Source organism: Butyricimonas sp. (assembly GCF_019423355.1).
Lineage (GTDB): Bacteria > Bacteroidota > Bacteroidia > Bacteroidales > Marinifilaceae > Butyricimonas > Butyricimonas faecihominis.
On record NZ_JAHZBP010000008.1, the window covers coordinates 18,989 to 42,684 of the forward strand.

A 23,696-nucleotide genomic window follows, 5' to 3' on the forward strand; every position below is an offset into this window, starting at 1 on the left:
CTGGATGTAAACTTACATCCTATCATATACCGAGAGTTGGCCCACAACTTTCGGTTTTTTATTTCACTGTAACAGTATTTCCCTGAATGTTGAACTCCACTGCCGCTGTTTCCTCCATTAAATGAAGTACATCTGAAATATCTGCAAAACGAGTAATAATCCCTGTAAATGTATGTTTTTTAATACGTTCATTAGCATAGAACACCTTCACATCATACCAGCGACTCAAACGTTCCATGATTTCCTCTATCGGCTCATCTTCAAAAACGAACTTACCATCCTTCCAAGCAACCGCTCCGAATGGATCGACATTCTCCACCTCTACAGATTGAGTTGCCACCGTAAACAAAGCCATCTGATTAGGTGTGAGTTTCACTTCTTCTCCCGTGGCTCTCACCCGAATACCAACCTTACCATTTACCAACGTCGTTTTTACCACACCTTTCCGATAGGTGTCTACATTGAACTCCGTCCCATATACCTTAATTTCCATACCTTCATCCGTGGCCACAATAAAAGGGTATTCTGTATCTCGTGCAACTTCAAAATAAGCTTCTCCGGTCAGATATACTTTCCGCTCTTCTCCGGTAAAAGTTACCGGAAAACGAAGCCGCGTGAGCGAATTCAACCAAACTTTCGTTCCATCAGCCAATTTCAATTGATAAAATCCTCCTACCGGAATCTGCATCGTGTTATACACCACCTCCTCATTCACATCCTTACCTTGCACCTTTGCCCCCACGTAATTCAACCCCGCTAAAGAATCATTTTGGATGCCGGTTTCTTTCATCCCCTCTATAAATTCGCTTTTCTGCACCAAACACACCTTTTCACCCGTGGACAAGATTAGCTCAGCTTTCACCCCCGGAACAATTCTTTCAACTTGAGCCAATTGCCGATCAACTTTCATCCGGTTCCATTCATTGAGTGCAAACCCGACAAACGCCCCTACCAATAAAACAATGGATGCAGCCACCGGCCAATAGTGCATTATTCTCCGCCTACCAGCTTTCCCCATATATGATTTATGAATAGATCTCAAGAAACGTTCTTTCTCCTGTTGCTTACGAGCAGTAGATAATGTCGGCCCACTTGTCATATTCCATATTTTCTTCCATTGGCGAAAATATTCCCGTTGTTTCTCACTCTCTTCCATCCAGCTTTTCAACTCACGAATCTCCCCCTCTGACGCTTTCCCGTCAAGTACATTCCATATTAATTGATCAATCTCATTCGTCATAGTTTCTCTGTTTATACTCCTATGACAACTTGAAAAGAAGAAACCCCTACGCTATACTCAAAAATTTATAAAAAAAATCAAGCTTAACAACCATTCCAATTCTTTCCGCAAACGAGATAACGCTTTAGTCATTTGAACCTCAACTGTTTTCACGGATATTCCCAAGCGTTCAGCAATCTCTTTATTCGACAACTCTTCCATCTTACTCAACATGAAAACTTCCCGGCAACGTTCCGGTAACTTATCAATCGCCTCCCGAAGAGCATTATTTATATCCTCTCCCAACAACACTAACTCCGCTTCCGGCGTCTGTACGATCTCAGAAAAATAAAAATCCAACAACTCCCGATCTGCATAATTACTAACCACCTTTTGATGCTTGATCTCGTTCAAACAACTATTATAGACTGATTTATAAAGATAAGATTTTATAGACAAATGAATATTCAAACTTGCATGATCCTCGTACAACTTACAAAACGTCTCCTGCACCAAATCATGAGCCAACTCCGTCTCCCGAACAATACGCCCCGCATAATTCAATAACCCATCATAGTAACAATCAAAAATATACACAAAAGCTTTCTCCTCTCCTTTCTGCAAAGCACACAACAATATTTCATGGTTATCAAAAGAATGCATATTTATTTCCATAGATTTTACAAATCTAAGAAAAACAAAACACAGAAGAAAAATTTACCCACAAAAATTCTTTTGAGCATCATCAAAAATTTCTTCCTTCTCACAATCATCTTCTTTATGATCAAAAAAAGTGATTATTATTTCCCCCTAAAACTTTACATTTTATTATAAATGCCAATAGCGTTTGTAAAACAAAAAAGATAATCCTACATTCATTTTAACGTGGTCAAATTTGACCACGTTAAAACAAATTCTATATATCATATTTTACCTATCATTAAAAACAAAATTACAACAGAAAGAAACGGATCATTTCAATATTTTTTCCAATTCTTCATAAACCATATTCACTCCTATTTTTTTTGCAATAATTATACCCTCTTGATTTATCAAAAACAGAGTAGGGATTCCTCTCAAACCATATCGCAGAACTTCTCCGTGTCTTCCTTTCAAATCGGACATCTGAGGCCACGATATATTCATCATATCAATAGTTTTTTTCCAATTTGCCTGATTAACATCCAATGAAACACCCACAATTTCTAAACCTTTATCCATGTAAAGATCATACAGTCGAGCAAGATCAGGTATCTCTCTACAACAAGGTCCACACCAACTAGCCCAAAATTCAAGTAAAGTAACTTTATTATTATAAACATAGTTTGAAAGTTTCGCCTTTTTCCCCTCTGGAGTTAACATTTCAAGATCTATAAAATACTTTCCAACAGATGTTTTACTCTCTTTATACAAATATTCTTTTACACGCAAAACACATTCATTTTCTTGATATCTTACAGGAAGAATCCCAAGAATGGTATCCAATACTTCCAAGTTCATTCCTTTATAATTACTCATCAACAAAAAAAGTCCTATAGAATTATCTATATTTACTTTAAGCGTTTGTAACATATGCGCATGAGAACTATGCAATTTCGAATGAATCAATTTCCACTGAATTTCACGAACATCTTCTGCCAACATGGTATCTCTCAAAATTGCATACACCCTTGACCGTTCTGCACACATACTATCCGCTTGTATGTTATATTTATTCCAAATATCATTCAAAACAGTTCCACTTATTTCCTTTTTCAAAAACATTAATTTTAATATTCCCTTGCTCTAAAAAGAATGTTAGTCGAACTGACTGTTTATTCTGTCTCAACACAATAGCATGAGCTGAGACAGAATCTACTTTTCCTACAAATTTAAAATGTCCTCCCTTACTGATGGCGGTATCCACCGAAATAGCTTCTAGACAGAGTAACCTGTACATCAATACAGTGTCTCCATCTTTCAATCCATCAGCAAAACCTACAATTTGATATATATATTATCAGGTTGACATGAAATCAAAGCCCAAAGTATCCCAGCAAGAATAAATTGCAATTTTCTCATAAACAAAACCGGTATCATTTGTTGATATTATATTACTTCAAAAAATTTTTTATCGCCATCAAAAAGCAAGAAATTAGCTTTGCTTACTAATTTCTTGCCTCTTATAAAATTGTTCTGTAATTACTCTGTAATTATCTGACTCAATTTACTTACAATTTCTCCTTTATCAAATCGACCAACAATTCTCCCGTTTGGATCAATCAATATTAAAGCAGGAATTGCCTTTATTGCATATTGCTTAGCAATTTCCCCTTTCAAATCACAAACTTGTGTCCAAGTACATCCCTCTTCATTCAAAGCTTTTTCCCATGCTTTTTGATCTTTATCCAAAGAAACACCAATCACTGATAAGGCTTTTCCTTTATATTGTTCATGAATTTTGGCAATTGTAGGAAAACTTGCTCGACAAGGAGCACACCAAGATGCCCAAAAATCTAACAACACATATTTTCCTCGTTTTTGGGACAAAATAAACTTCTCTCCATCAATTGTATTCAATGCAAAATCCGGCGCTACTGCACCCTCTTCTGTTTTAGCCAATCTTGCCGCATAATCTTTTATTTGAACAATTTCTCGCTCTTGTTGCATCTTAGGCCCTAAATAGGATATCATCTTTCTTATTTGTTGAGAAGAGATCTTAGAAGCTCTATAAGATATTATTCGTAATGCTATCGGCGAATCTGGATAAGTTCTGATAAAATCAATTTCTCGCTCTTCCATTTCTTTTTGCAATCTATCCCGACGCATCATCAACCCCTCTCTATCAACCTCCTCTTCCGCAAGACTTATTTCTACACTAACACGATAAAGGGAATCATTATAAACCGATATAGTTTGATTATAAATATTATATTGATCATTTATTGGCGTTCCAGAAGCGATAGCTTTATGAGAAGATATACCCTTCACATTAATTTTTCCATCTTCCAAATAAAAATCACATAAAGCACTAAAACGCCCCTTAACACTAATTAAAGCCCAGATAGGTTTCTCTACCGAAAGTCCTCCAAATTCGAAATACCCATCTTTAACACATACACTATCTATATCTCTTGACGGAGGCCCAACCAAACGTAAATACACTTGAGTTCCATCCGCAAGCTCTGGAACATTTCCTATAATCTTATACCCATCAACACAAGACATCAACGCTTGACATACTGATAAAAAAATGAAACCTCTCAAAAATAATCTCTTGTTCATATTACATAAATTTACGCCATAAACTAACAATTTTTCCTTCTACATGATCATATCTATTCATGATCTCTCCCCCAGAAGAAAGAGTCGGATTAACAATTAACAAAGCAGATTCGTTATTTCCTGTTTGTATTGCAACCCCAAATTCATTCAACCCCGCAGCATTATCATAAGCGTAATGCATTGCAAGGATCTCTCCTTCATAACAACAAATCTCATTTACAGCCTTCGCTCCAGCTGAAAGATTTTCCAAGTTAATCGCTTGCAACATATTTCCGTTACTGACAAACAAATAAGGGGACGTAGGATGCAAGGCAAAGCGACTCCCTTCAACCACCACTCCGTCCGGCAATTTCACACAAGCAAGTAACTTTGCTCTACCATCCCATGCTATCTCCATTCTACGTAAAACATATACCCCTTTATCAAACACAATGCTATATATATCATCATCATACAAAATTGCCCCCATCCATATCATTTCACCTTGGACATCATGCAAATCTACCCCGAATACGGATTCTTCTTCATCCCACACCACGGAAGAAACTCTTGAAGAGAGCGTTGTTGCCGAATAATACACGAAACGATGATTTAACTCATCCAACGCAAAATAGTAAGACGTATAAGCTCCTTTTACAAGAAATGGTGCAACTTTATACCCTCGCTCATCTCCCTCAAAAGGATATTGATAATAAGCATCGTCCGGTGACCCCATACTTCCTAGCACCTTACCATAAACTAAACCATCAGAAACAATACTCAACGCATTCTCGTTTTTATAATACTCTGAGGTAATATTATCTATATGAAGAGATTCCTTTTGAAATTCATCTTCATAATATTTACAACGCACAAGTGAAGTCCCGTCTAATTCCGGTGATTTTCCACTTTCACAAATCACGGATATGCGATCCATATAAGCACCCGTAATTCCATCCTGATACCTAAGCTGTTTTACCATTAAAGGTGTACCCGACAATTTTTCATTATTCACCTCCTGATAAACATCTTGATATAACATTTGTTCATCCTCATATGATTGAAAAGCTAGCGCCGCCTTTCCATCCCGTTGTGCCGTAAGCATCAACCATCCGGAATAAAAAGGAGATACAACACTCACTTGCATAACTTTAGAATAACGCACATCTGTTGTTACATCTCTTACCTCAAAAGTCAATGGATTAGAAGAAACTGCAACAGGAATCCGAGTAAAAGTATAATTAAAATCTCTTGTCTTACAAAGCGTGTCCGGACCTATACGCCAACAATAAGTAAGATTACTCTCATCAATATTCGTTATCACTTTGGGAATTATTGACTGTGATTTCTGAAGAACAAAACGATAAGAATCATTAAGTCCACTGATTGCCACTTCTTCTAAAGGAACATAATTATAATTTCCTTTATCCTCTATACAAGCACCGAAACAACACAATAACCACACGCTAAATAAATATATCTTTCTCATAATATCAATTCTTAAATTTCGTCACTAAAATCCACCAAGACTCTCTGCCACGGGAGCTTTCAAATCTTCGTCGTAAGGATTGTTTTTCTCATTATACAACCATTGCCGGAACTCCAGAACCGTTGTTTTCACCTCTGATTCCCTATAATTCTTATATATGAAATTTCCAGTACCTCGATCAGTCCATTGTATATATTTATCTGTTTCAAATGGATTCGCTCCATCACTTACATTCATAAATTCTAACCACAACCGAAACTTCATCGAAGAATAATTTCCTAAATAATGATCATATGGATCCCACACCCAATAATCCGGTTTCACTAATTGATCTGTTATCACTATTTTTACTCTATCTATAGCTCCCGACTTAAAACTCTCGTTTTCAACTAACTGTAAGACTAATTCATAAAAATTATTTTGCATATCCCCTGTCCGTAACAATTTAATTTTTGCCACACCAACATTCTTTCCAGCCTCAATAAACGACGCATCTCCATCTAATAATTGATAATGAGTATTTAACACAGCAGTACTTTCCTCCTCCACAACTTGCCAAGAAAATGGCACGACCTTATTATTATAGCGCCCCGCATAAACAACAGGAACTTCATATATCACTTCTCTAACAGATTCTTCTGAAAAAGTAAAAGTATAAGACAACTTAGGATATCCCTCTTCTACCTCATTTACATCAAAAGAAATATAATTACGCTCATCAAATTTCTCAATTTTATCTGTTGAACATCTCGTCAACAAAACGATAGACAAAATCAAAAGGAAATAATATATCACTTTCATATCAATTCAATATTTATAAATTTAACTCTCCATTCGAAGGAATATTACCATATTCAAGTTCCGATTCCGGCAATGGGAATGTATAATACTCGACTTTCATCGGGGTCGTAGCAGCAGATGACCATGGACTAAAACCAGGAGTTGTTGAAGACTTTAAACGTTTCCAAAAGAAAAACATCTGTCCTTCAGCATAAGTCTCCTTACGCATCTCTTTTTTTATATAGTCAAGCAATTGATTCGCACTAGCATCTCCGACAATCCCTTTATCTTCAGACAAATAACCTCTATGTGATTTCAATTCTCGTAATAATCGGACAGCTTCACCCGGATTATCCTCGACATTGCATTCAGCCGCAATCAAATACATCTCCCCCAAACGAATCAAAGGTACCGTTTCTTTCTTCATCACCCTCGAACTACTAACACGTTGATTATATTTACTAGAAATAACCTTATTATTAGCTCTATCATTAGAAAGCAAATACAAATAACGGAAATCATTAGCATCCTCAAAAACCCCTAATCCATAAACACCCCATCCATCGGATAATGAATATTTTTCGGATGTAAAATAAGTTTCATAATAATTAGCCAACTTAGGAACATTCAACCCACAAATCAACTCCGGCATGAAAATCTGATCCCCAGAAGTTACATCAGTCTCACTTACCCACGTGAAAGGTGCTTCTTCTATTACCTTCATTGCATAATGGTTTGCATTTTCCGTATCCCCCATATACAAATACACTCTAGCCTTCAAAGCATTCACTGCCCAATAATTAAAACGATATTGCCGATTTGCCATAAAATCATTTTTCCCGGAATAAGTACAAATAATTTCTTTCAAAATCGGATCATCACTTGCCTCTAACATTTTCTCGGCTTCATTCAAATCTTTCAATACCTTTTCCATAATTTCCTTTGTCGGTAAGTGCGGATATCGAACCCGTTCATAAGTTTCCACATACGGTATCGCAATACGATCTTCGTTATCTTGATACGCCGGAGCAAACATTCGTAACAAATCAAAATGCATAAAAGCCCGCATAGCCAACGCCTCAGCTTCTAACACATCTCCCTCATGATTAATAAAAAGATCTTTACGAGACTTAATATCTTTCAAGATGCTATTCACATTTGCTATGTTATTATACATGGTATTCCATATAGCATCTATCGTGGGGCGCACTGTCTTGTCCTCATAATTATAGCTACTTGTAGGATGCCATACATAATTTCGAGCTAACCCTTCCAATAAACCATAAGTCAATTGATGACCGTATAAATCCGGATGAACTAGATTTATATAGGTACCATAAAGCATTTGCTTAAATCCATCTTCCGTCTCGATCAAATCTTCTCGATCTTTCTCTGTTGTCGGTTGAACATCTAACCAATTCCCACACCCTCCAACAACGAAGACTATACTCAACATGAAAAAATAATATATCATTTTCATAATTCTATTCTTTAAAAATTTGCACGCAAACCAACAGTAAATGAACGAGCAAAAGGATACGAAGTACCCCGTTCACGTTTTACCGTAGACCAATAAAACAAATCAGACATATTAAATGAAAATCTCAAACTCTCCATACGCAAACAAGAAATCAAACTCTTCGGCATTTCATATTGTAATGAAAAAGAAGAAAATTGCAAATAATTCAAATCTTGAACAAATCGAGAACTTGCATAAGTGAAGTATTGTACCAATCGGCTCGTTACATTCGCTTTATACTTTACAATATCCCCTGGCTTTTGCCAAGTTTCCGTCAAGACTCGCTTGTCTACATTCTGATATTTGTTCGAATTTTCGACCTTATCTACCACTGTCTGATTATAAGCCTCCCCCCCATACTGATAGGCAAAAGTTGCATTCATATACAAACCTTTCCAACCTGCATTTACTCCAAAAGTACCTCTAATTTTGGGTTCTGTATCTCCCACAACAACTTTGTCAAGGGCATTCCAGGTCCACGTAGGCTTTCCTTCTTTCGTCAAGAAAAGCTCTTCCCCAGTCATCGGATCTATTCCTAAAGAACGAACTGCATAAATTGCTGTGGTTGATTGTCCTTCTTCATATTTTGTTAAAAATTTATGAGAAGCTTGCTTATATTCACTTTCCGTTTTTCCCTCCGAATTATCAATAGATTTATTATAGGACTCTAATGCGGAAGAAATGGACAAAATCTTATTTTTATTGTGACTTGCATTCAGAAAAACAGAAACATTTAACGTTTTCTTCTTCATTGCAAAAGCTCGCAATGATAACTCATAACCCGTGTTTCTCATACGACCAAGATTTTCCGTAAAGCTATCAAATCCGACAGACGGGGGAGTTGTTACTGGCAAAACCATATCATGAGTTTCTTTTTTATAAAAACTCAAAGAAAAATCAAACCGATCAAACAAACCTAATGTCACACCAAAATCATAAGACTTCGTTGTCTGCCAACGTAAATTCTCATTACCTAACCCTTGTAATACAACGCCAATATTTCCATCATATCTATCATTTTTCGTGGTAGCATAAATATCCTTAGCTTGATAAGGAGAAAAACTAATTGATCCAAGTTCTCCGTAAGTAGCACGTAACTTTAACATATTCACAAAATTCAGTTTTCTGATAAACGTTTCATTATGCACGTTCCACCCCAAACCGACACTATAAAAAGGTGCCACGTTTTCCTCTGAACCAAACTGTGAAGAACCATCTAACCGATAAGAAAAGTCAAACAAATAACGACTGTCAAAAGCATAATTAGCGGAAGCGAAAAAACTAGCCAATCGAGTATGTCCCTCCGAGTTATTAGGCACACCACCTTCCTCGTATCCTTCTGCATACGCTGGTTCCGATGCATCATTTCCACCAAATCCCTGAGCAGTAAATCCATACACAACACTTCGAGAATCAGACATGGAAACACCAGCTGAAGCCGTGGCAAAATGCTTTCCTATATTTCGAGACCAAGTTACCAGTAAATTTCCTTCCAATGCTTCCTGTTTCACTTGGGAATAAGTATAACGCCCCCGCAATATTTCATCTTCTGTCGTTACATCTGACATACCTTCCCCATAATCTTTATAAGTAACAGAATTGGGAGATAAAAAAGAAGTTGTTTCATTTTGATTTTTCGTATAACTTATTCTACCATTTAAACGAAACGAAGAATGTATCAACCAATCAAAAGAAAAATTTTCATTAACATTAGAACTTGTACTTTCATCCTTATTTCCAACAAAGGCCTCATATAACGGGTTAGAGGGTTCATTATTAACACTTCCCCAAAGATTACTTAAATTTCCATATCGGTCTACAAAATAATAAGACTTATACAAATCCCCTTTCTCATCATATATAGGATAAAAAGAATTTATTGTCGTGTAATCACTAAAATTCCCGTAAGGAGATTCTTTTGATTTTGTTACTCCAACAGACAAATAATTATTAAAAAGAAGCCTATCATTATAATTATAAGATAAATTCACCCCAATTCCGTAATTCGTCCTTGAAGATTTTTTCATTACTCCTGGATTACCAGAATAATTTAAATCCACCCCATAACGCATTCTATTGTCGCCTCCAGACAAATTCAACGAGTGTTTATTCCCTACCGCATTGCGCACAGGCTGTGACAACCAATCTGTATCTACACCTTCGGCGACCCAACGAGCGATTTCATTATAGCCGGGAGCCAATGTTCCATCGTTATTCCGATACAACCCCAAACGATTAATTAATTGCAGATTTTCTGTTGCATTCAAAAGATCATAACTAGACAAATCAGGCAAATTAAAATCCAAATCCATCGAATAACTTATCTGAAGTTCTCCGGATTTAGGCTGAATTGTCTTGACAACAATCACTCCATTGGCGGCACGTGATCCATAAATAGCTCCGGCAGCTGCATCTTTCAAAATTGTAACCGACTCGACCCTATTCATATCCAAATCAACAATCTTTTCCAAGGTTGTCTGATAACCATCCAAAATAAATAACGGTTGATTCGGATCATTTACCAAACCGGATTTATCAATACTTTCAAATCCTTGAAAAGAACTCTCACCTCTAAACCGAATTTTAGGCATCGTATTCGGATCCGATCCCATTTCGATATTTTCCGCAATCGACAAAGAAGGATCCAACAAGGCTAAACTTTTTATCAGATTTTGATGGCCTACAGCCTTCAAATCTTCACTATTATATACAGAAGCATTTCCAGTAAAACTCTTTACATTATGCGTAACCAACCCTGTCACAACCACTTCATCCAAATTCTCTGCTTCCTCTTCAAGCGTTACGTTCAACGATTTCTCTCCATTAAAAGAACGTTCCGCATTTTTCATTCCAATAAAAGAGAAAACCAACACAGGTTTATCCGTCTTCGGAATCACCATTTGATAACGCCCTTGCATATCAGTTGCCGTTCCCACCGTGGTCCCTTTCAACATAACTGTTACCCCGGGAAGCACTTGTCCTGAAACATCATATACAGTACCTTGTACAACCATTTGCTCCTGCTCCTGTTTTCGCAGTACCTTCCTGATCAAAATAGATCCCATCTCGAAACGATATTCGAAAGAAGTTCCCGAGAATAACTTCGACAACACAGAATCAACCGCCACGTTCCTCACATCCATAGTAACACTCGACATCGAAACCAATTGATCCGGATCATACACGAAATTCAATTTCGTTTGTTCCTTGATATGCCGGAAAACAACCGACACGTCCACATTTTTCACGCTAATCGACACTTTTTGCTGTTGTGCGAAAGCTCCTGAAGAAAAGCTCAAACACATCACTACCACAAAAACCCAACGGCAACATAAAAGATTTTGTTTCTCCCATCTAAAAAAGTCAGGAAAAACAAAACTCGTCTTGTTTTTTTTCATAATTTTGTAAATTAACTATTAAAACTAACACGGATGCTCAAACATCCTGTGATAAACCGTAAATGTGTTGACGCACTTTACGGTTTTCTATTAACTATCACTAAATATTATTCTCTGTCTTTCACGGTTACCACGTTTCCCTTCACCTCGAAACGTAATGTTGCCGGTCCCTCTATCAAACGAAGTACTTGTGTGATATCTTCATAACGACTAACAACACCAGTAAATCGTTTCTGTTTCAAAGATTCTTTTCCGTAAAATATTTTCACATCATACCATCTACTTAATCGTTCCATGATCCCCTCAATTGTCTCCCGTTCAAATACAAATTCTCCATCTTTCCAAGCAATATATCTATACGGATCAACGTTTTTTACCCGCACCATTCCCGTTTTCTCATCATATTCAGCCATCTGCCGAGGTTCCAACATCACTTCTTTACCATGAACACCATCCCGGACTCCAACTTTTCCTTTTACAAGTACAGTCTGTACAACACCTTTCCCGTACGTGTTCATATTAAATTCTGTCCCGTACACCTTTACTTCCATTCCGTCCGGAGTCTCTACAATAAATGGATGCACCGTATCGTAAGTCACCTCAAAATAAGCCTCTCCTGTCAAATAAACTTTTCGCTGTTCCCCCGTAAAAGTCACCGGGAAACGAAGTTCCGTCATCGAATTCAACCACACTTTACTCCCGTCTGACAAAGCCAACTGATAAAATCCTCCCACCGGGATTCGCATAGTGTTATACACGATCTCTTCCCCCTCCACTTTCGCGGTCGCATAATCCAACCCGGTCACGGAATCATTTCGAATCCCCATCTCGTTCAAACCCTCTATTGCTACACTCTTTCGATCCAAAACAACCCGTTCCCCAGTACTCAAAATCAACTCAGCTTTAGCACCCGGTACGTTTCTTTCCGTTTTTGCCAGCACACGAGCATCATCCAAATCTCTCCACTCAGTCACCGTACGCCCCACAAACAAACTAACCAGCAAAATAACAGAAGCCGCTACCGACCAACGTAATGTCATTCGACGACTCTTCCGTTCGTAAATATCCCTCTCCAACCGAGCAAATTCCTCTTCTTTATCTTGATCAAAATTCTTATTCATACGAACTTGATAAGCCGTGGCAAATTCTTTCAATAATTTTACATGCTCCGGGTCTTCCATCCACGCATCCACCTCCGCATCGTCCAAATTCTCCCGGTCTGTCAGAATCAAATTAGCAAATTCTATATCTTCGTCATTGTATCTCATAAATCGTCATTTTACATCTATCACACGTACCCTCAAAAAAAGGGTGACACAAAAAGCAATTTTTTATATAGAATTTGAAAATAAAAAGATAATCACTTCTTTTTCAACACGAAAAGTAACACAGTTTCATCCTGCAATTCCCCTCTCAAAAATTTCAAGGCGCGAGTCATATGCTTTTTTATCGTGTTAATACTCACATCCAACTCATCCGCCACCTCTTGGTATTTTTTCTCTTCCACCACACATTTCAAAAAAACCTCCCGCTGCTTCTCCGGTAACAAAGCTAACTTTTCCTCTACCCGGGCAAACCGTTCATCGTATTCAGCCAATTCCTCCGAAGCCGATTCCAACAAAGCCGTCACCTCACGCTCGTTCACCTCCACGACCCGTAAATGCCTCAAGTAATTCAAAGCATAATTCTGTGCCAACGTAAATAGATAAGATTTTGCAGAATAGGACAAATCCAAATGTTTCCGATTCGTCCAAAAAGTCAAGAACGCATCATGCACAATATCTTTTGCCACCTCTTCATCCCTCACGTAACCATACACGAATCCCACCAGATTCCCGTAATGCAAATCAAACAACTCCTCGAAAGCCTTGTTCTCCAAAAGATCTCTTGCCATAGTGCAATTTATTCACGACATCTCCTCCACAAAAGTAAACTATTTGTCCCATTTTTCAAGAAATCATTAAAATATTTCAACGAAAAGAGGAGTTATCTCTATATTTTAAGATAACTCCCCCGAAAACAATAATTAAGATGATAATTTCCTTACTTATTATACTTTTCCAATAATGGAGTAATCACATCTTTCTCGGATGGACGAGGTACCGAAGCTGAAATAATCTTGAAATCTTTATCGATCAACAAGAAACGAGGAATTCCTGTAATATCCCAACCAATCCGAACCACAGGGTCTTTTGAAAATAACTCCAATACGTTACCATGATCCGAATCACCCTTCAATTTATTCAACCAAACTTCCGTGTTGTCATCCAAAGATACACCTATAAACTGAACATTTGGATACTTCTTACTCAATTCATTAAAGAAAGGCATTTCTCCCAAACAAGGCATACACCAAGTCGCCCAAAAGTCAATAAACAACACCTTCCCTTTATAATCACTCAATTTTCCCTCTTTCCCGTTCATATCCACAACAGCAAAATCAATAGCCGGGCGTCCTTCCATCAATTTCGCCCTTTTTTCCAACCGTCCTAGAAAAGCCTGCTTAAAATCAGCATTTTTCAACTTAGAGCCGAATGCATGTAACTCATCATAAAGAGATTGCGTCATCTCCTCATTCATTCGATCCCCGGTCACGTAAGCATCATTTAACTCTTTCAACCGTTGTGATTTCGGAAAATCAAAAATAGAAGCATCCATATCATAACAACTCAGCAACACATCTCTCACCACGGCAACCTCCAAATACTCATCCTTAGCAGAAATCTCTTTCAATATTGGATTTATATATTCTCGAATAGACTTGTTAAAATCATTAGCGACCTTTTCTCCCTCTTCCCGTGTTTTACAATCTTTCAACAGATCAGAATACCATAAATATGCCATATAACTATTGGCAACATCCGCCTTGATACGCATCATTTCCAACTCCACAAACTCCTTACTCGCATTCGGCAATGCCTTCAATTCTTTCTCCCGTTGGGCAGCCCGCTCATCAATATATTTTTTCGTCTCTTCGAAACTACCTTTCACATTTCTCCCCGCCTCTAAAAATGATCCCGCCTTTGGGAACAAACGTCCTTTCATATAGTTATTCACGCCCGCACCTTTTCCCTTAAACCAACTTTGTGGTTGAGACGTTCCTAGATACACTTCCATATCATCCCCCGGAGTCAAATACAGCGTGTTCCGTCCTACCGAATAATATCCTGGCTTTTTCAAGTCAAAAGAAAAATCAAAACTACCATCTTTATTCACCGTGATTTTTTGACTCCACTCCTTAGATAATTCACCTGCAGCACCATCAAAATCCATAGATACCACATTAGCCCCGAACTCTTTCAAAGAACCATGCAACCGCACGTTCTTCCCCATCCCGTGGCTGGCAACACCAACCACGAGTAGGAACAATAACAATACATTTTTCATACAATACAAATTTTATAAAACCGAATTTTTATTCTTTAAACAATGCCGCCAACTTCTCGTTCAACCATCCCCCACGTGCATTTGTGCTAATGACTCGCCCTTCCTTATCAATCAACACGCATGAAGGTACACCGTTAACACCAAACAAATCCATACATTCTTTCTTATAACCTTTCCCGTTTGCTCCACAAACCTGATTCCAAGGCATACCTTCCTCTTTTACTGCTTTCTGCCATGCCTCCATATCATCGTCGATAGAGATACTAACCATTTCAAAACCTTTTTCATGATAGCGCTGATAAGTCTCTTTTAAATGAGGAATATCTGCCCGACAAGGTCCACACCAAGATGCCCATAATTCTACCAACGTATAATGTCCCTTTTTTAATAGCATTGACAACTTTACTGTCTGTAAATCTACATTCAACACATCAAAATCAGGCAACACATCTCCCACGTAAAGCGGCTGTTCCAATAAAGCTTTCATAGCTTGTTGTCCCATCGGGGTAGCTTTCACGTTTTCCGGTAAAAAACCAACCACTTCTTTCGCTTTATCTCTATCGTAAGCTCTTACCCGTAGATTTTTTGCCACATATAAAGCTACCGGAGACTCCTGATGTTGCCGGATAAATTCAACACCCACGGCAAAAACACTATCACGCATAGCATCCATCCCCCTCACACAACGGAACACATCATCTTCCGTCCCTTTTTTATAATAATAAGCACGACGGTAAGCATCAAACAAGCTGTCATCTTTTACAACAAAAGGCGTTACCCGTTCTTTATATTTCGCATATAAATCATGAGCATGAGAACCTTCTACACGCAAATTACCCGGTACTTTTTTCTCTAATTTTGAGGGTAGCCCTGCAAAAGGTAAAGAAACCCGAATAGTAGAATTTTCCACATATATCGGTAACTCCATGATCTTATCCCATCCATAAATTCGTTGCGACGGATCTTTAAAATAAGTAATACTACGTAATTCCGGATAATCCACTTTCCCTTTAAACTCAAACTTTCCTTTTTTCAACTGTACACTATCATAATACACAGTCTGCCCGGTATTCGTTAAATATACCCATTCATTTTCCGGTGCACCTTGAAATTCTCCTTTTATCACGAATCCTTCAGGCTTACTCTGGCATCCTACTAGAGACAGTAAACCCCATATAATAATTATCCACTTCATCTTAATACCTTTTTTAAATAAATACAAAATCAGCTATTTCTCCAAAATCAGAATATACCTGTGTTGCCGGATAAGTTACACTATTAGCCCCAACACTACCGGTTGATGACAAATTCAAGATAACAAAATCACTCTTGCCATTTCCCATATCAAAAGAAACTCCTAAACTACGTTGCAAATCAAACTCATAGGCTGCAAACTCTCCTTCTCCTGGAGCCTTTCTCTTGGCAAATTTCATTTTCGTAGCCTTTCCCCCCGTATGAGTATAGATTGCAGTAGCTTTTCCTCCGGCCTGTTTAAAGTCTAAACGATAAACCGTATTACCCGATGCGTAAAAAATAATACCACTATAAGGCGGAGTGGAAGCAAAACAAGCATTTTCATCTAATCCTTTAGGTAAATCAATTTGATAATAAGCATTAAAAGAGGCATAATCAGCATAAGTAAACCCTCTTGGATTAAATTCATAAACAAAACATTTATCATCACTTTTAGCCAAACCATAACCATACACACTTGTCCAACTTTGATCAAATTGATATCCGGTTCCCACGTACAACACTTTTTGATCCGGAGCTAACTTGTTAGGATCAGCTCCCGTAGCATCACCATCTCGAACCGGAATAGATTGAATCAAATCACTATTTTCCTCGCTCTCATTAAAGTACAAAGGATCATACTTCTTCACGCCTAACCCATCACTTTTATTGTAATAAAATGCAAAACGATGTCCGGCCTCATCATACAACAAAGCATTGTTAATAACTTTAGATGCCAAGGTAATCTTCACATCACCGGTCAACCCGCTTCCCGGTTTATACACTTTACCGGCCCTAGGGATCTGATAAAGAACTCCATTGGACAACAAAAGAGCACTGGCACTTCCATCACCATCCATCATCTCCACATGTTGGAAATCAAAACCTGCTTGAGCCATCGGGGCAACCATTCGAGACAAACTATCCTTTTTCTCAAATTTTTTCCATTGACAATAAACTCCGGCCTCTTTGGCAACATCAGTAAGCACGTAAAACATATTCCAGCCGCTCCCGGTTCCATAATATTTAACCGACGTTGTATATTGTCCCAAACAAAGTGGCTTACCTGTCAATCGCTTGCCTGATTCTTTATAATAGGCATCTTCATTCACCACGATATCAGCACCGATATATTCAATCGACCCCAATTCCGTCTGTCCGTTTTTACTATGTAAAACCATCCAAGTTCCATCATAAGGTTTGATCAACTTGATCGTCGTATTTACCGGATATTCAATTCCCGTTACCTTGTCAAACACATTTAAACGAAAAAAATGCTCGTATTTCAAATTTTTCTCTTCCGGGTCTATATGAAAACGTAAACTAGGTTCTATACTCACAGTGTCAAAACCTTCACGATCCGCTAAACCATAGAAATTATGATTGATCGTAGAATATAACCAAACATAACTCAAATTTTCATCGTCCTTTTGTAAGAGCTGTGACAGCCGGGGAACAATAGTAAGCGTGGTATCCTTGTCCAAACGCACGGAATACAACTCATCCAATTCAACTGCTACCGTATTAATATCTTCATAATCATAATTTCCCTTATCATCATAACAAGACACAAACAGTAACAAAGCCAGTATATAAATTAATCTTCTCATAATTTCTTATTTTTAAAGTAATTCTGAAATATCAGGAATCTCAATCCATTCACCCGTATTTTCATCTATCAAGGGTGCATTATCAGGATCTGCTTTATACTCTTCAAAATCCATGTAGAAACCATTCGAGTAAAGAACATCATAAAATTGATTCGTCATAGTCCATTCATTCAATACCGTACCTCCGTATTTCGTGATCAAATAACGAGCTTTCGTCTCGCTATAATCTCCAAAAAACATCGCGTAATATCCATCCCATTCTTCTTGAGAAGATCCCCACAATTCCAAATTAACAGAATTTTCTACCCTCAATTCAAAAGTTTGTCTTTCGGCAGTCCCCGCTTTAAAATCCGATTTCTCGTAATCAAAAGTCAGATAGGCAGAATATTCCGTATTTCGTTTTTCCGGACGTTTTATCAAAACTTTAAACACGGCAACACCCGTGTCTGCCGGGACATAATACTCCTCCGGACATACAATCTCCAATGTATTATCGCCTAACTTTTTCGTGGTAAACGCAACCTTTCGAGGATGATCTGCGGGAACTCCACTTATTTTAACCCCTACCAGAAGAGTATCCAATAACAAAGAATCTCCACGAGGATTAATCCCAAAATTTGTCTCATAATGCAAATATTCTGTTTCATCCACCCAATACGGTTTCTTATCTTTACCTAAATAATAATCAGCCATAAAATTAATCTCGTTTCCCTCTCCATATTGCACCATCTCGTATTCCTCACAACTCTGAAGAAAAAATAACGTGATTAAAACCTGTAATATAATTGCCAAATTTTTCATAAATCTCTCATTTTATCAGTAAATACAACATTCACGATGTCTTAATTTGTTTTACCAAATAAAGTTTCATTATCCGGCCAAGAGAACATATAATTACTTTCAGCCATTTGGTTCACAGGGCAATGCAGAAATGTCGTGTAAGCATGACGCTTATAGAAGAAAAACAATTGCCCCTCCCCGTAAAATTCCTTGCGGTACTCTTTTTCAATCTCATCCAATCTGTTAGCTTCCGTACAAACAACCGGATCTACCCCGCGTATATTTCGTACTTTATTCAAAAACTCAGCCGCTTCACCCGGAGTTGCCGCACATTCCGCCAAAATGTAATACATTTCAGATAAACGTATTAAAACAACGGTTCCTTCCGTGGATGCCCACAAGTTTTCTTGCTTATATTTCCGCATTTTGATTCCGTTTGTTCCGTAATCAAATCCAACTCCCTCTCTGATTCTCAAATCATTTGTCCCATCATTAGCCACATCAAACATTTCATTCAAGAAACTCTCCTTGACAATCAAATAAGAAGTACCATTGGTTATATCCGTCACTTGTTGGTCAAACTTATCCACGTAAACAGAGAACACGATCTCTTTTGAACGTAAAACATCTGTTGCATCCCCTATCAGATCGAAATATTTCCCGTCAATAACTTGATTCGCATAATTAACCGCCTCGGTCTTGTTTCCTGCATACAAGTAGACTCTCGCCAACATCGCTTTCACCGCATACAAGTTCATCCGTTTGTGACGATACTCCAAAAAGCCATCTTTTCCCGTTCCACTATTCCCATCTTCTGTTTTTGGAAATTCAAAATTCAACGGATCTATATTGGTCAATAAAATTTCAGCTCTTTTCAAATCAGCAATAATACTATCCACCACCACGTTAGAAGGTTGCATCTCCTTCGGTTCCTGATTAAACTCCGTCCGATAAGCAATTCGTTTCGCAGTTGGGTTGTCTTTATATATCGGTCCGAACATCCGTAACAAATCAAAATGCAAAAACGCTCTCAAACCCAAAGCCTCCCCTTTAATAATTTCGTAATAATGCTCCGTGGTAAACACATCTCTGTTTTTATCACAGTAATACAACAAATTATTCAAATTAGCGATCACGTTATACATCTTCGACCAAATCGCTTCCGTGTAACTTTCCGTGTATGTAGATGGGAATGTATACCACAGGGGGTTCTCATAATTTGCCACTACATTAATCTGGTAACGTTGTCCCAATATATCCAAGAAACCATAACTCAAATTTTTGGCATACAAATCAGTTGACGCCATCTTTATATACGCTCCGGTTAAAGCTTCTTTAAAACCTAATTCCCGGCTAAAAACCTCTTCTTCTTCCACCGTCGTTTTCGGTTTTACATCTAACCAATTCGAACAGGAGGAAAACAAGAACATTCCTAAACAAATGCTAACTATATACTTTTTCATCGTTCATCAATTTAAAAAGTTACATTCAACGACATGGACACTTGACGAGAGAAAGGATAATCAATTCCTCGTTCCATCTTAATCGACGAGAACCGACAAATATCTTCCATATACACTCCAATTGTCGCAGCACTAACCCCAACCCGTTTAAGCCAATCACATTTTTGCCCGTCCAACCGATAGGATAAATTTATAGTTGAAAAATAAAATTCATTATCATCCATCACGAAACGAGAACTCTCCTTCGTATCCATCTTAGCAATATTTCCATCTATTGCCTTAAAAAACACCTGATCTCCAGGATTTTTCCATCGGCTATACAGAGCTCTCCGATCCGCATTCATTCGTAAGTTAGCATTTTCCACCTTATCTATCAGTGTCTGGTTAAAAGTCTGTCCACCCCAATGATATTGACCGGCAAGCGTTAAACTAAACCCTTTATAGGTAAATGTCGTTGAAACAGAACCTTGAAATTTAGGTTCAGTATCTCCAACCGGGACTTGGTCGATTGCAGAATATTCATTTGTCAGTTGACCGTCTCTAGTCAAAAATACCTCCCGACCGGATTGTGGATCTATACCCATCGAACGAACCGCCCAAATCGTAGTTTGAGAATAACCGTTCTCATAACGGGGTAAAGGACGTTTTTTACGTTTATCTTCTAAACCGGTAACATACGGGTCTTCAACCTCATCCGCAATTTCCATTTGTTTCTCGTTCATCACTTTCAAAGCATTAGAAATTTCCTCTATCCGTGATTTATTATGAGAACCGGTAAAAATCACGTTCCAATAAGCTTGTCTTGCAGGATCACTATATGGCATTAAACGTAATGTCACCTCGTATCCCTTATTAGAAATTCTTCCCAGATTCTCTTTCATTGTTGGAAATCCGACAGACGGAGCCATCGTGTAATCCAACAACGTATTTTTCGTATATTTCTCGTAGTACTCGAATCTTGCACTCAGAATATTATTAAACATGGTAAAATCCAATGATGCATTATAATTTTCTGTCTGTTGCCATTTTAAATCCGGATTTCCCAAACCGTATATCTCCGTCCCCACCACATCCGAACTTTTGTAAGTTTTCATCAAATTAGAATACGTATACATCTGTAAAGACTGATAAGGAGTAAATCCCTGAGATCCCGTAATACCGTAAGTCCCCCTCACCACCAATTCATCAAAAATACCTAAGTTATTAATAAAAGGTTCTTTTTCTGCATTCCAACGTACTCCGGCAGACCAGAACGGGGCATAACGGTTATTTTTTCCAAACTCAGAAGATGCATTGACACTCATGCTATAATCAAAAGCATAACGTTGTTTATAAGCATAATTCAAGGTCATCACGAAAGCTAAAGATCTAGCAACACTCTCGCTTCCTGATGTATTGTTGTATTCCGTTCCCATATACACTTCACTCAACTTATCATTCGGAAATCCCTTCATGGACAATGTAGTCGATTTTGTAGAATTTTCATTCACACTATATCGCAAGTAAGCTGTCAACAAATGATCACCCAACCCTTTCGTATACGCTCCCGACAAACTTAATCTATATTGAGTTCCCTCTGTTTTAGTCCATTCGTATAATCCTTTTTTAGCCGGGTCTTCCTCAAGAAAGAAATCATTATGCTGGGCAGAGTTAAACACCTCTACCGTTCCATCCTTCCGGGTTAGCGTAAAATCCAAACTTAAACGGAAATTTTCAAACGGTAAGTACTCCACTTTTAAAGCCTCCCGAAGTTCAAAATTCCGGCTTTCATTCTTTGAATCAAACTGTGCATTCCACAAAGGATTTAAAGTTGGCGTACCATAATAAGCGACAAATTCATAATTATCACCAATACTATGATCATCCAATACTTGCTTAATATTTCCATGCTCATCAGTCTTACGATAATAAGGATTTATTTTCGTGTAATCTTGAAAACTTCCATAAGGAGAAACCCTAGTACCATTTGAATAATCCACAGTCAATTGATTATTAATCAAAATTTTATTATTCCGATAATTCAAATCAATCTTTCCTGTTTTAGTATTTAAATCCGTTTCTTTCATAATACCGGGTGCCCATTTGGCTCCCAGATAAATTTTATAACGCAACGTATGGTCTCCCCCCTCCACGGTCAAGCCATGTCTATGAGAAAAGGCTGTCTTCACTGGTTCTGCCAACCAATAGGTATTCACACCCCGCATCACCTCTTGGCGAAGATTATTATAATAATTCATCAACCCCAAATTATCCTTTTCATCATAATACCCCGCCAACTCCTCTATTTCCAGCTTCTCTTTCGCATTCATCATGTCATAAACACTCAAATCCGGCCATTCCAGTTCGTAATTACCATTATACGTGAAACGTAGTTTTCCCGGTAGCGGGGCTCTTGTTTCCACGACTACCACTCCATTGGCAGCCTCTGAACCATAAATAACCGTCGCTGCCGCATCCTTCAACAATGTAATTGATTCCACTTGTTCCGGATCAAGATCCATGATCGTAGTTGCATCCACGCCAATCACTCCATCCAACACGAACAACGGTTGATTCGGACGAGTATTTACATCTCCACGCAACACAACCACGTCATCACTCTGGTAATTACCCATGCTAGCTTGTCCTCGCATTTGAAAATCCGGTATTGCATTTGGATTCGAACCGGCCAGATTACTCGCATTCATCCTAAAACCGGGATCTAACATCTCTAACGCCTTCAAGACATTACCGGAAGTCATTCGTTTAATCTCATCCCTAGAAACCCGTGTTGCTGATCCCGTAAACCCTTCTTTCTTACGAGTAAAGATACCCGTCACCACCACGTCTTCCAGATTTTCAGTTTGTTCCTCCATCACAACCTTCAAATCCTTCTTACCAGCTAGAATCTCTTTATCCTTAATATCAGCCAGTTTCACCTTTTGCGTCTCCATTCCGACAAAACGGAAAACAACCACCACATCCTTCAGCTCTTTAGGCAAAGGAAGACTAAACTTCCCATCAATATCCGTGGCACATCCCACCGTTGTCCCCTCGATAAGAACGGTTACCCCGGGTAGAGGGGCCCCACCTTTATCCACCACCTGCCCTTTCATCAGAATCGTTTTCTCTTCCTCCTTGGCTACAACCGCTTTCGGGGTAATCACGATCAGATTGTCAACCAACCGATAACCGAAACTCTCTCCAAAAATCACTCGTACCAGCTCGTCCAGCGTTGCTTGGTTCAAATTCACGGAAATCTTTCTTGTCACATCCACCTCTTTCTTACTAAAAAAGAAATCCTGTTTTAACTGTTTTTCGACCTCCAGAATCACTTGTTCAATCGTAGCATCTTTCAGCTTCAGACTAACCGATGCATTATTCTGGCTGCGAACCTCTGCCGAAAGGTGCGTCAGCCCTATCAGCATAAATAAAATCACAATTTTCATCACTCGCAATAGGTTAAAAAGTTCCCTGAATGTGCAATTCATGCACATACTTCGTTTTTTTTTCATAGCTTTGTAATTGAATTAATACTTGAATTCTCTTCGGAGAATGAACACGGGGGTTGTTAGCGGCAATCCCCGTATTTCTTT

General features: G+C 38.2%; 17 protein-coding genes. All 17 read right to left on the bottom strand.

Annotated features, from left to right (window positions below; translation table 11 throughout):
- Positions 1–58: 58 nt before the first annotated feature.
- The 17 genes from QVC79_RS11800 to QVC79_RS11875 all read right to left on the bottom strand — a co-directional run bounded on the left by QVC79_RS11800 (position 59) and on the right by QVC79_RS11875 (position 23,615).
- Positions 59–1,240, bottom strand: coding sequence for a FecR family protein (locus QVC79_RS11800; protein WP_270594962.1), 1,182 nt, complete (start codon positions 1,238–1,240; stop codon positions 59–61).
- 57 nt (positions 1,241–1,297) lie between these two features.
- The gene (locus QVC79_RS11805) at positions 1,298–1,894 is read right to left on the bottom strand and encodes an RNA polymerase sigma-70 factor (RefSeq protein ID WP_270594964.1); all 597 of its coding nucleotides are present in this window, start codon (positions 1,892–1,894) and stop codon (positions 1,298–1,300) included.
- A 297-nt stretch (positions 1,895–2,191) separates the two neighbouring features.
- Complete coding sequence (locus tag QVC79_RS11810) at positions 2,192–2,977, bottom strand: TlpA family protein disulfide reductase (RefSeq protein ID WP_270594965.1); 786 nt, start codon at positions 2,975–2,977, stop codon at positions 2,192–2,194.
- Positions 2,943–3,158 carry a DUF4369 domain-containing protein gene (locus tag QVC79_RS17785; RefSeq protein WP_353844577.1) on the bottom strand — a complete coding sequence of 72 codons (216 nt, stop codon included), beginning with the start codon at positions 3,156–3,158 and terminating at the stop codon, positions 2,943–2,945. Before QVC79_RS17785 ends, QVC79_RS11810 begins: the two co-directional genes overlap by 35 nt.
- 242 nt (positions 3,159–3,400) lie before the next feature.
- Complete coding sequence (locus QVC79_RS11815) at positions 3,401–4,483, bottom strand: TlpA disulfide reductase family protein (RefSeq protein WP_270594967.1); 1,083 nt, start codon at positions 4,481–4,483, stop codon at positions 3,401–3,403.
- A 1-nt stretch (position 4,484) separates the two neighbouring features.
- Complete coding sequence (locus QVC79_RS11820; protein WP_270594970.1) at positions 4,485–5,951, bottom strand: PKD-like family lipoprotein; 1,467 nt, start codon at positions 5,949–5,951, stop codon at positions 4,485–4,487.
- Positions 5,952–5,975: 24 nt separating this feature from the next.
- Entirely contained in the window at positions 5,976–6,752 is a 777-nt protein-coding gene (locus tag QVC79_RS11825; RefSeq protein WP_270594972.1) for a DUF4843 domain-containing protein, read from the bottom strand.
- Between the two features lie 13 nt (positions 6,753–6,765).
- Positions 6,766–8,211 (bottom strand): RagB/SusD family nutrient uptake outer membrane protein, encoded by a 1,446-nt coding sequence (locus QVC79_RS11830; RefSeq protein WP_270594974.1) that lies wholly within the window; start codon positions 8,209–8,211, stop codon positions 6,766–6,768.
- Between the two features lie 11 nt (positions 8,212–8,222).
- Complete coding sequence (locus QVC79_RS11835; protein ID WP_270594975.1) at positions 8,223–11,648, bottom strand: SusC/RagA family TonB-linked outer membrane protein; 3,426 nt, start codon at positions 11,646–11,648, stop codon at positions 8,223–8,225.
- Between the two features lie 107 nt (positions 11,649–11,755).
- The gene (locus tag QVC79_RS11840) at positions 11,756–12,916 is read right to left on the bottom strand and encodes a FecR family protein (protein ID WP_270594976.1); all 1,161 of its coding nucleotides are present in this window, start codon (positions 12,914–12,916) and stop codon (positions 11,756–11,758) included.
- A 92-nt stretch (positions 12,917–13,008) separates the two neighbouring features.
- Positions 13,009–13,542: an RNA polymerase sigma-70 factor gene (locus tag QVC79_RS11845; protein ID WP_087421770.1), complete on the bottom strand. Its 534-nt coding sequence runs from the start codon at positions 13,540–13,542 to the stop codon at positions 13,009–13,011.
- Positions 13,543–13,691: 149 nt separating this feature from the next.
- Positions 13,692–15,035 (bottom strand): TlpA family protein disulfide reductase, encoded by a 1,344-nt coding sequence (locus QVC79_RS11850; RefSeq protein ID WP_270594978.1) that lies wholly within the window; start codon positions 15,033–15,035, stop codon positions 13,692–13,694.
- 28 nt (positions 15,036–15,063) lie between these two features.
- Complete coding sequence (locus QVC79_RS11855; protein WP_270594979.1) at positions 15,064–16,230, bottom strand: TlpA disulfide reductase family protein; 1,167 nt, start codon at positions 16,228–16,230, stop codon at positions 15,064–15,066.
- 13 nt (positions 16,231–16,243) lie between these two features.
- The gene (locus QVC79_RS11860) at positions 16,244–17,878 is read right to left on the bottom strand and encodes a PKD-like family lipoprotein (RefSeq protein WP_270594981.1); all 1,635 of its coding nucleotides are present in this window, start codon (positions 17,876–17,878) and stop codon (positions 16,244–16,246) included.
- 12 nt (positions 17,879–17,890) lie between these two features.
- Entirely contained in the window at positions 17,891–18,679 is a 789-nt protein-coding gene (locus tag QVC79_RS11865) for a DUF4843 domain-containing protein (protein WP_270594982.1), read from the bottom strand.
- A 41-nt stretch (positions 18,680–18,720) separates the two neighbouring features.
- Positions 18,721–20,121 carry a RagB/SusD family nutrient uptake outer membrane protein gene (locus QVC79_RS11870; RefSeq protein ID WP_270594983.1) on the bottom strand — a complete coding sequence of 467 codons (1,401 nt, stop codon included), beginning with the start codon at positions 20,119–20,121 and terminating at the stop codon, positions 18,721–18,723.
- An 11-nt stretch (positions 20,122–20,132) separates the two neighbouring features.
- Positions 20,133–23,615 (bottom strand): SusC/RagA family TonB-linked outer membrane protein, encoded by a 3,483-nt coding sequence (locus tag QVC79_RS11875; RefSeq protein WP_270594985.1) that lies wholly within the window; start codon positions 23,613–23,615, stop codon positions 20,133–20,135.
- Between the last annotated feature and the right edge of the window lie 81 nt (positions 23,616–23,696).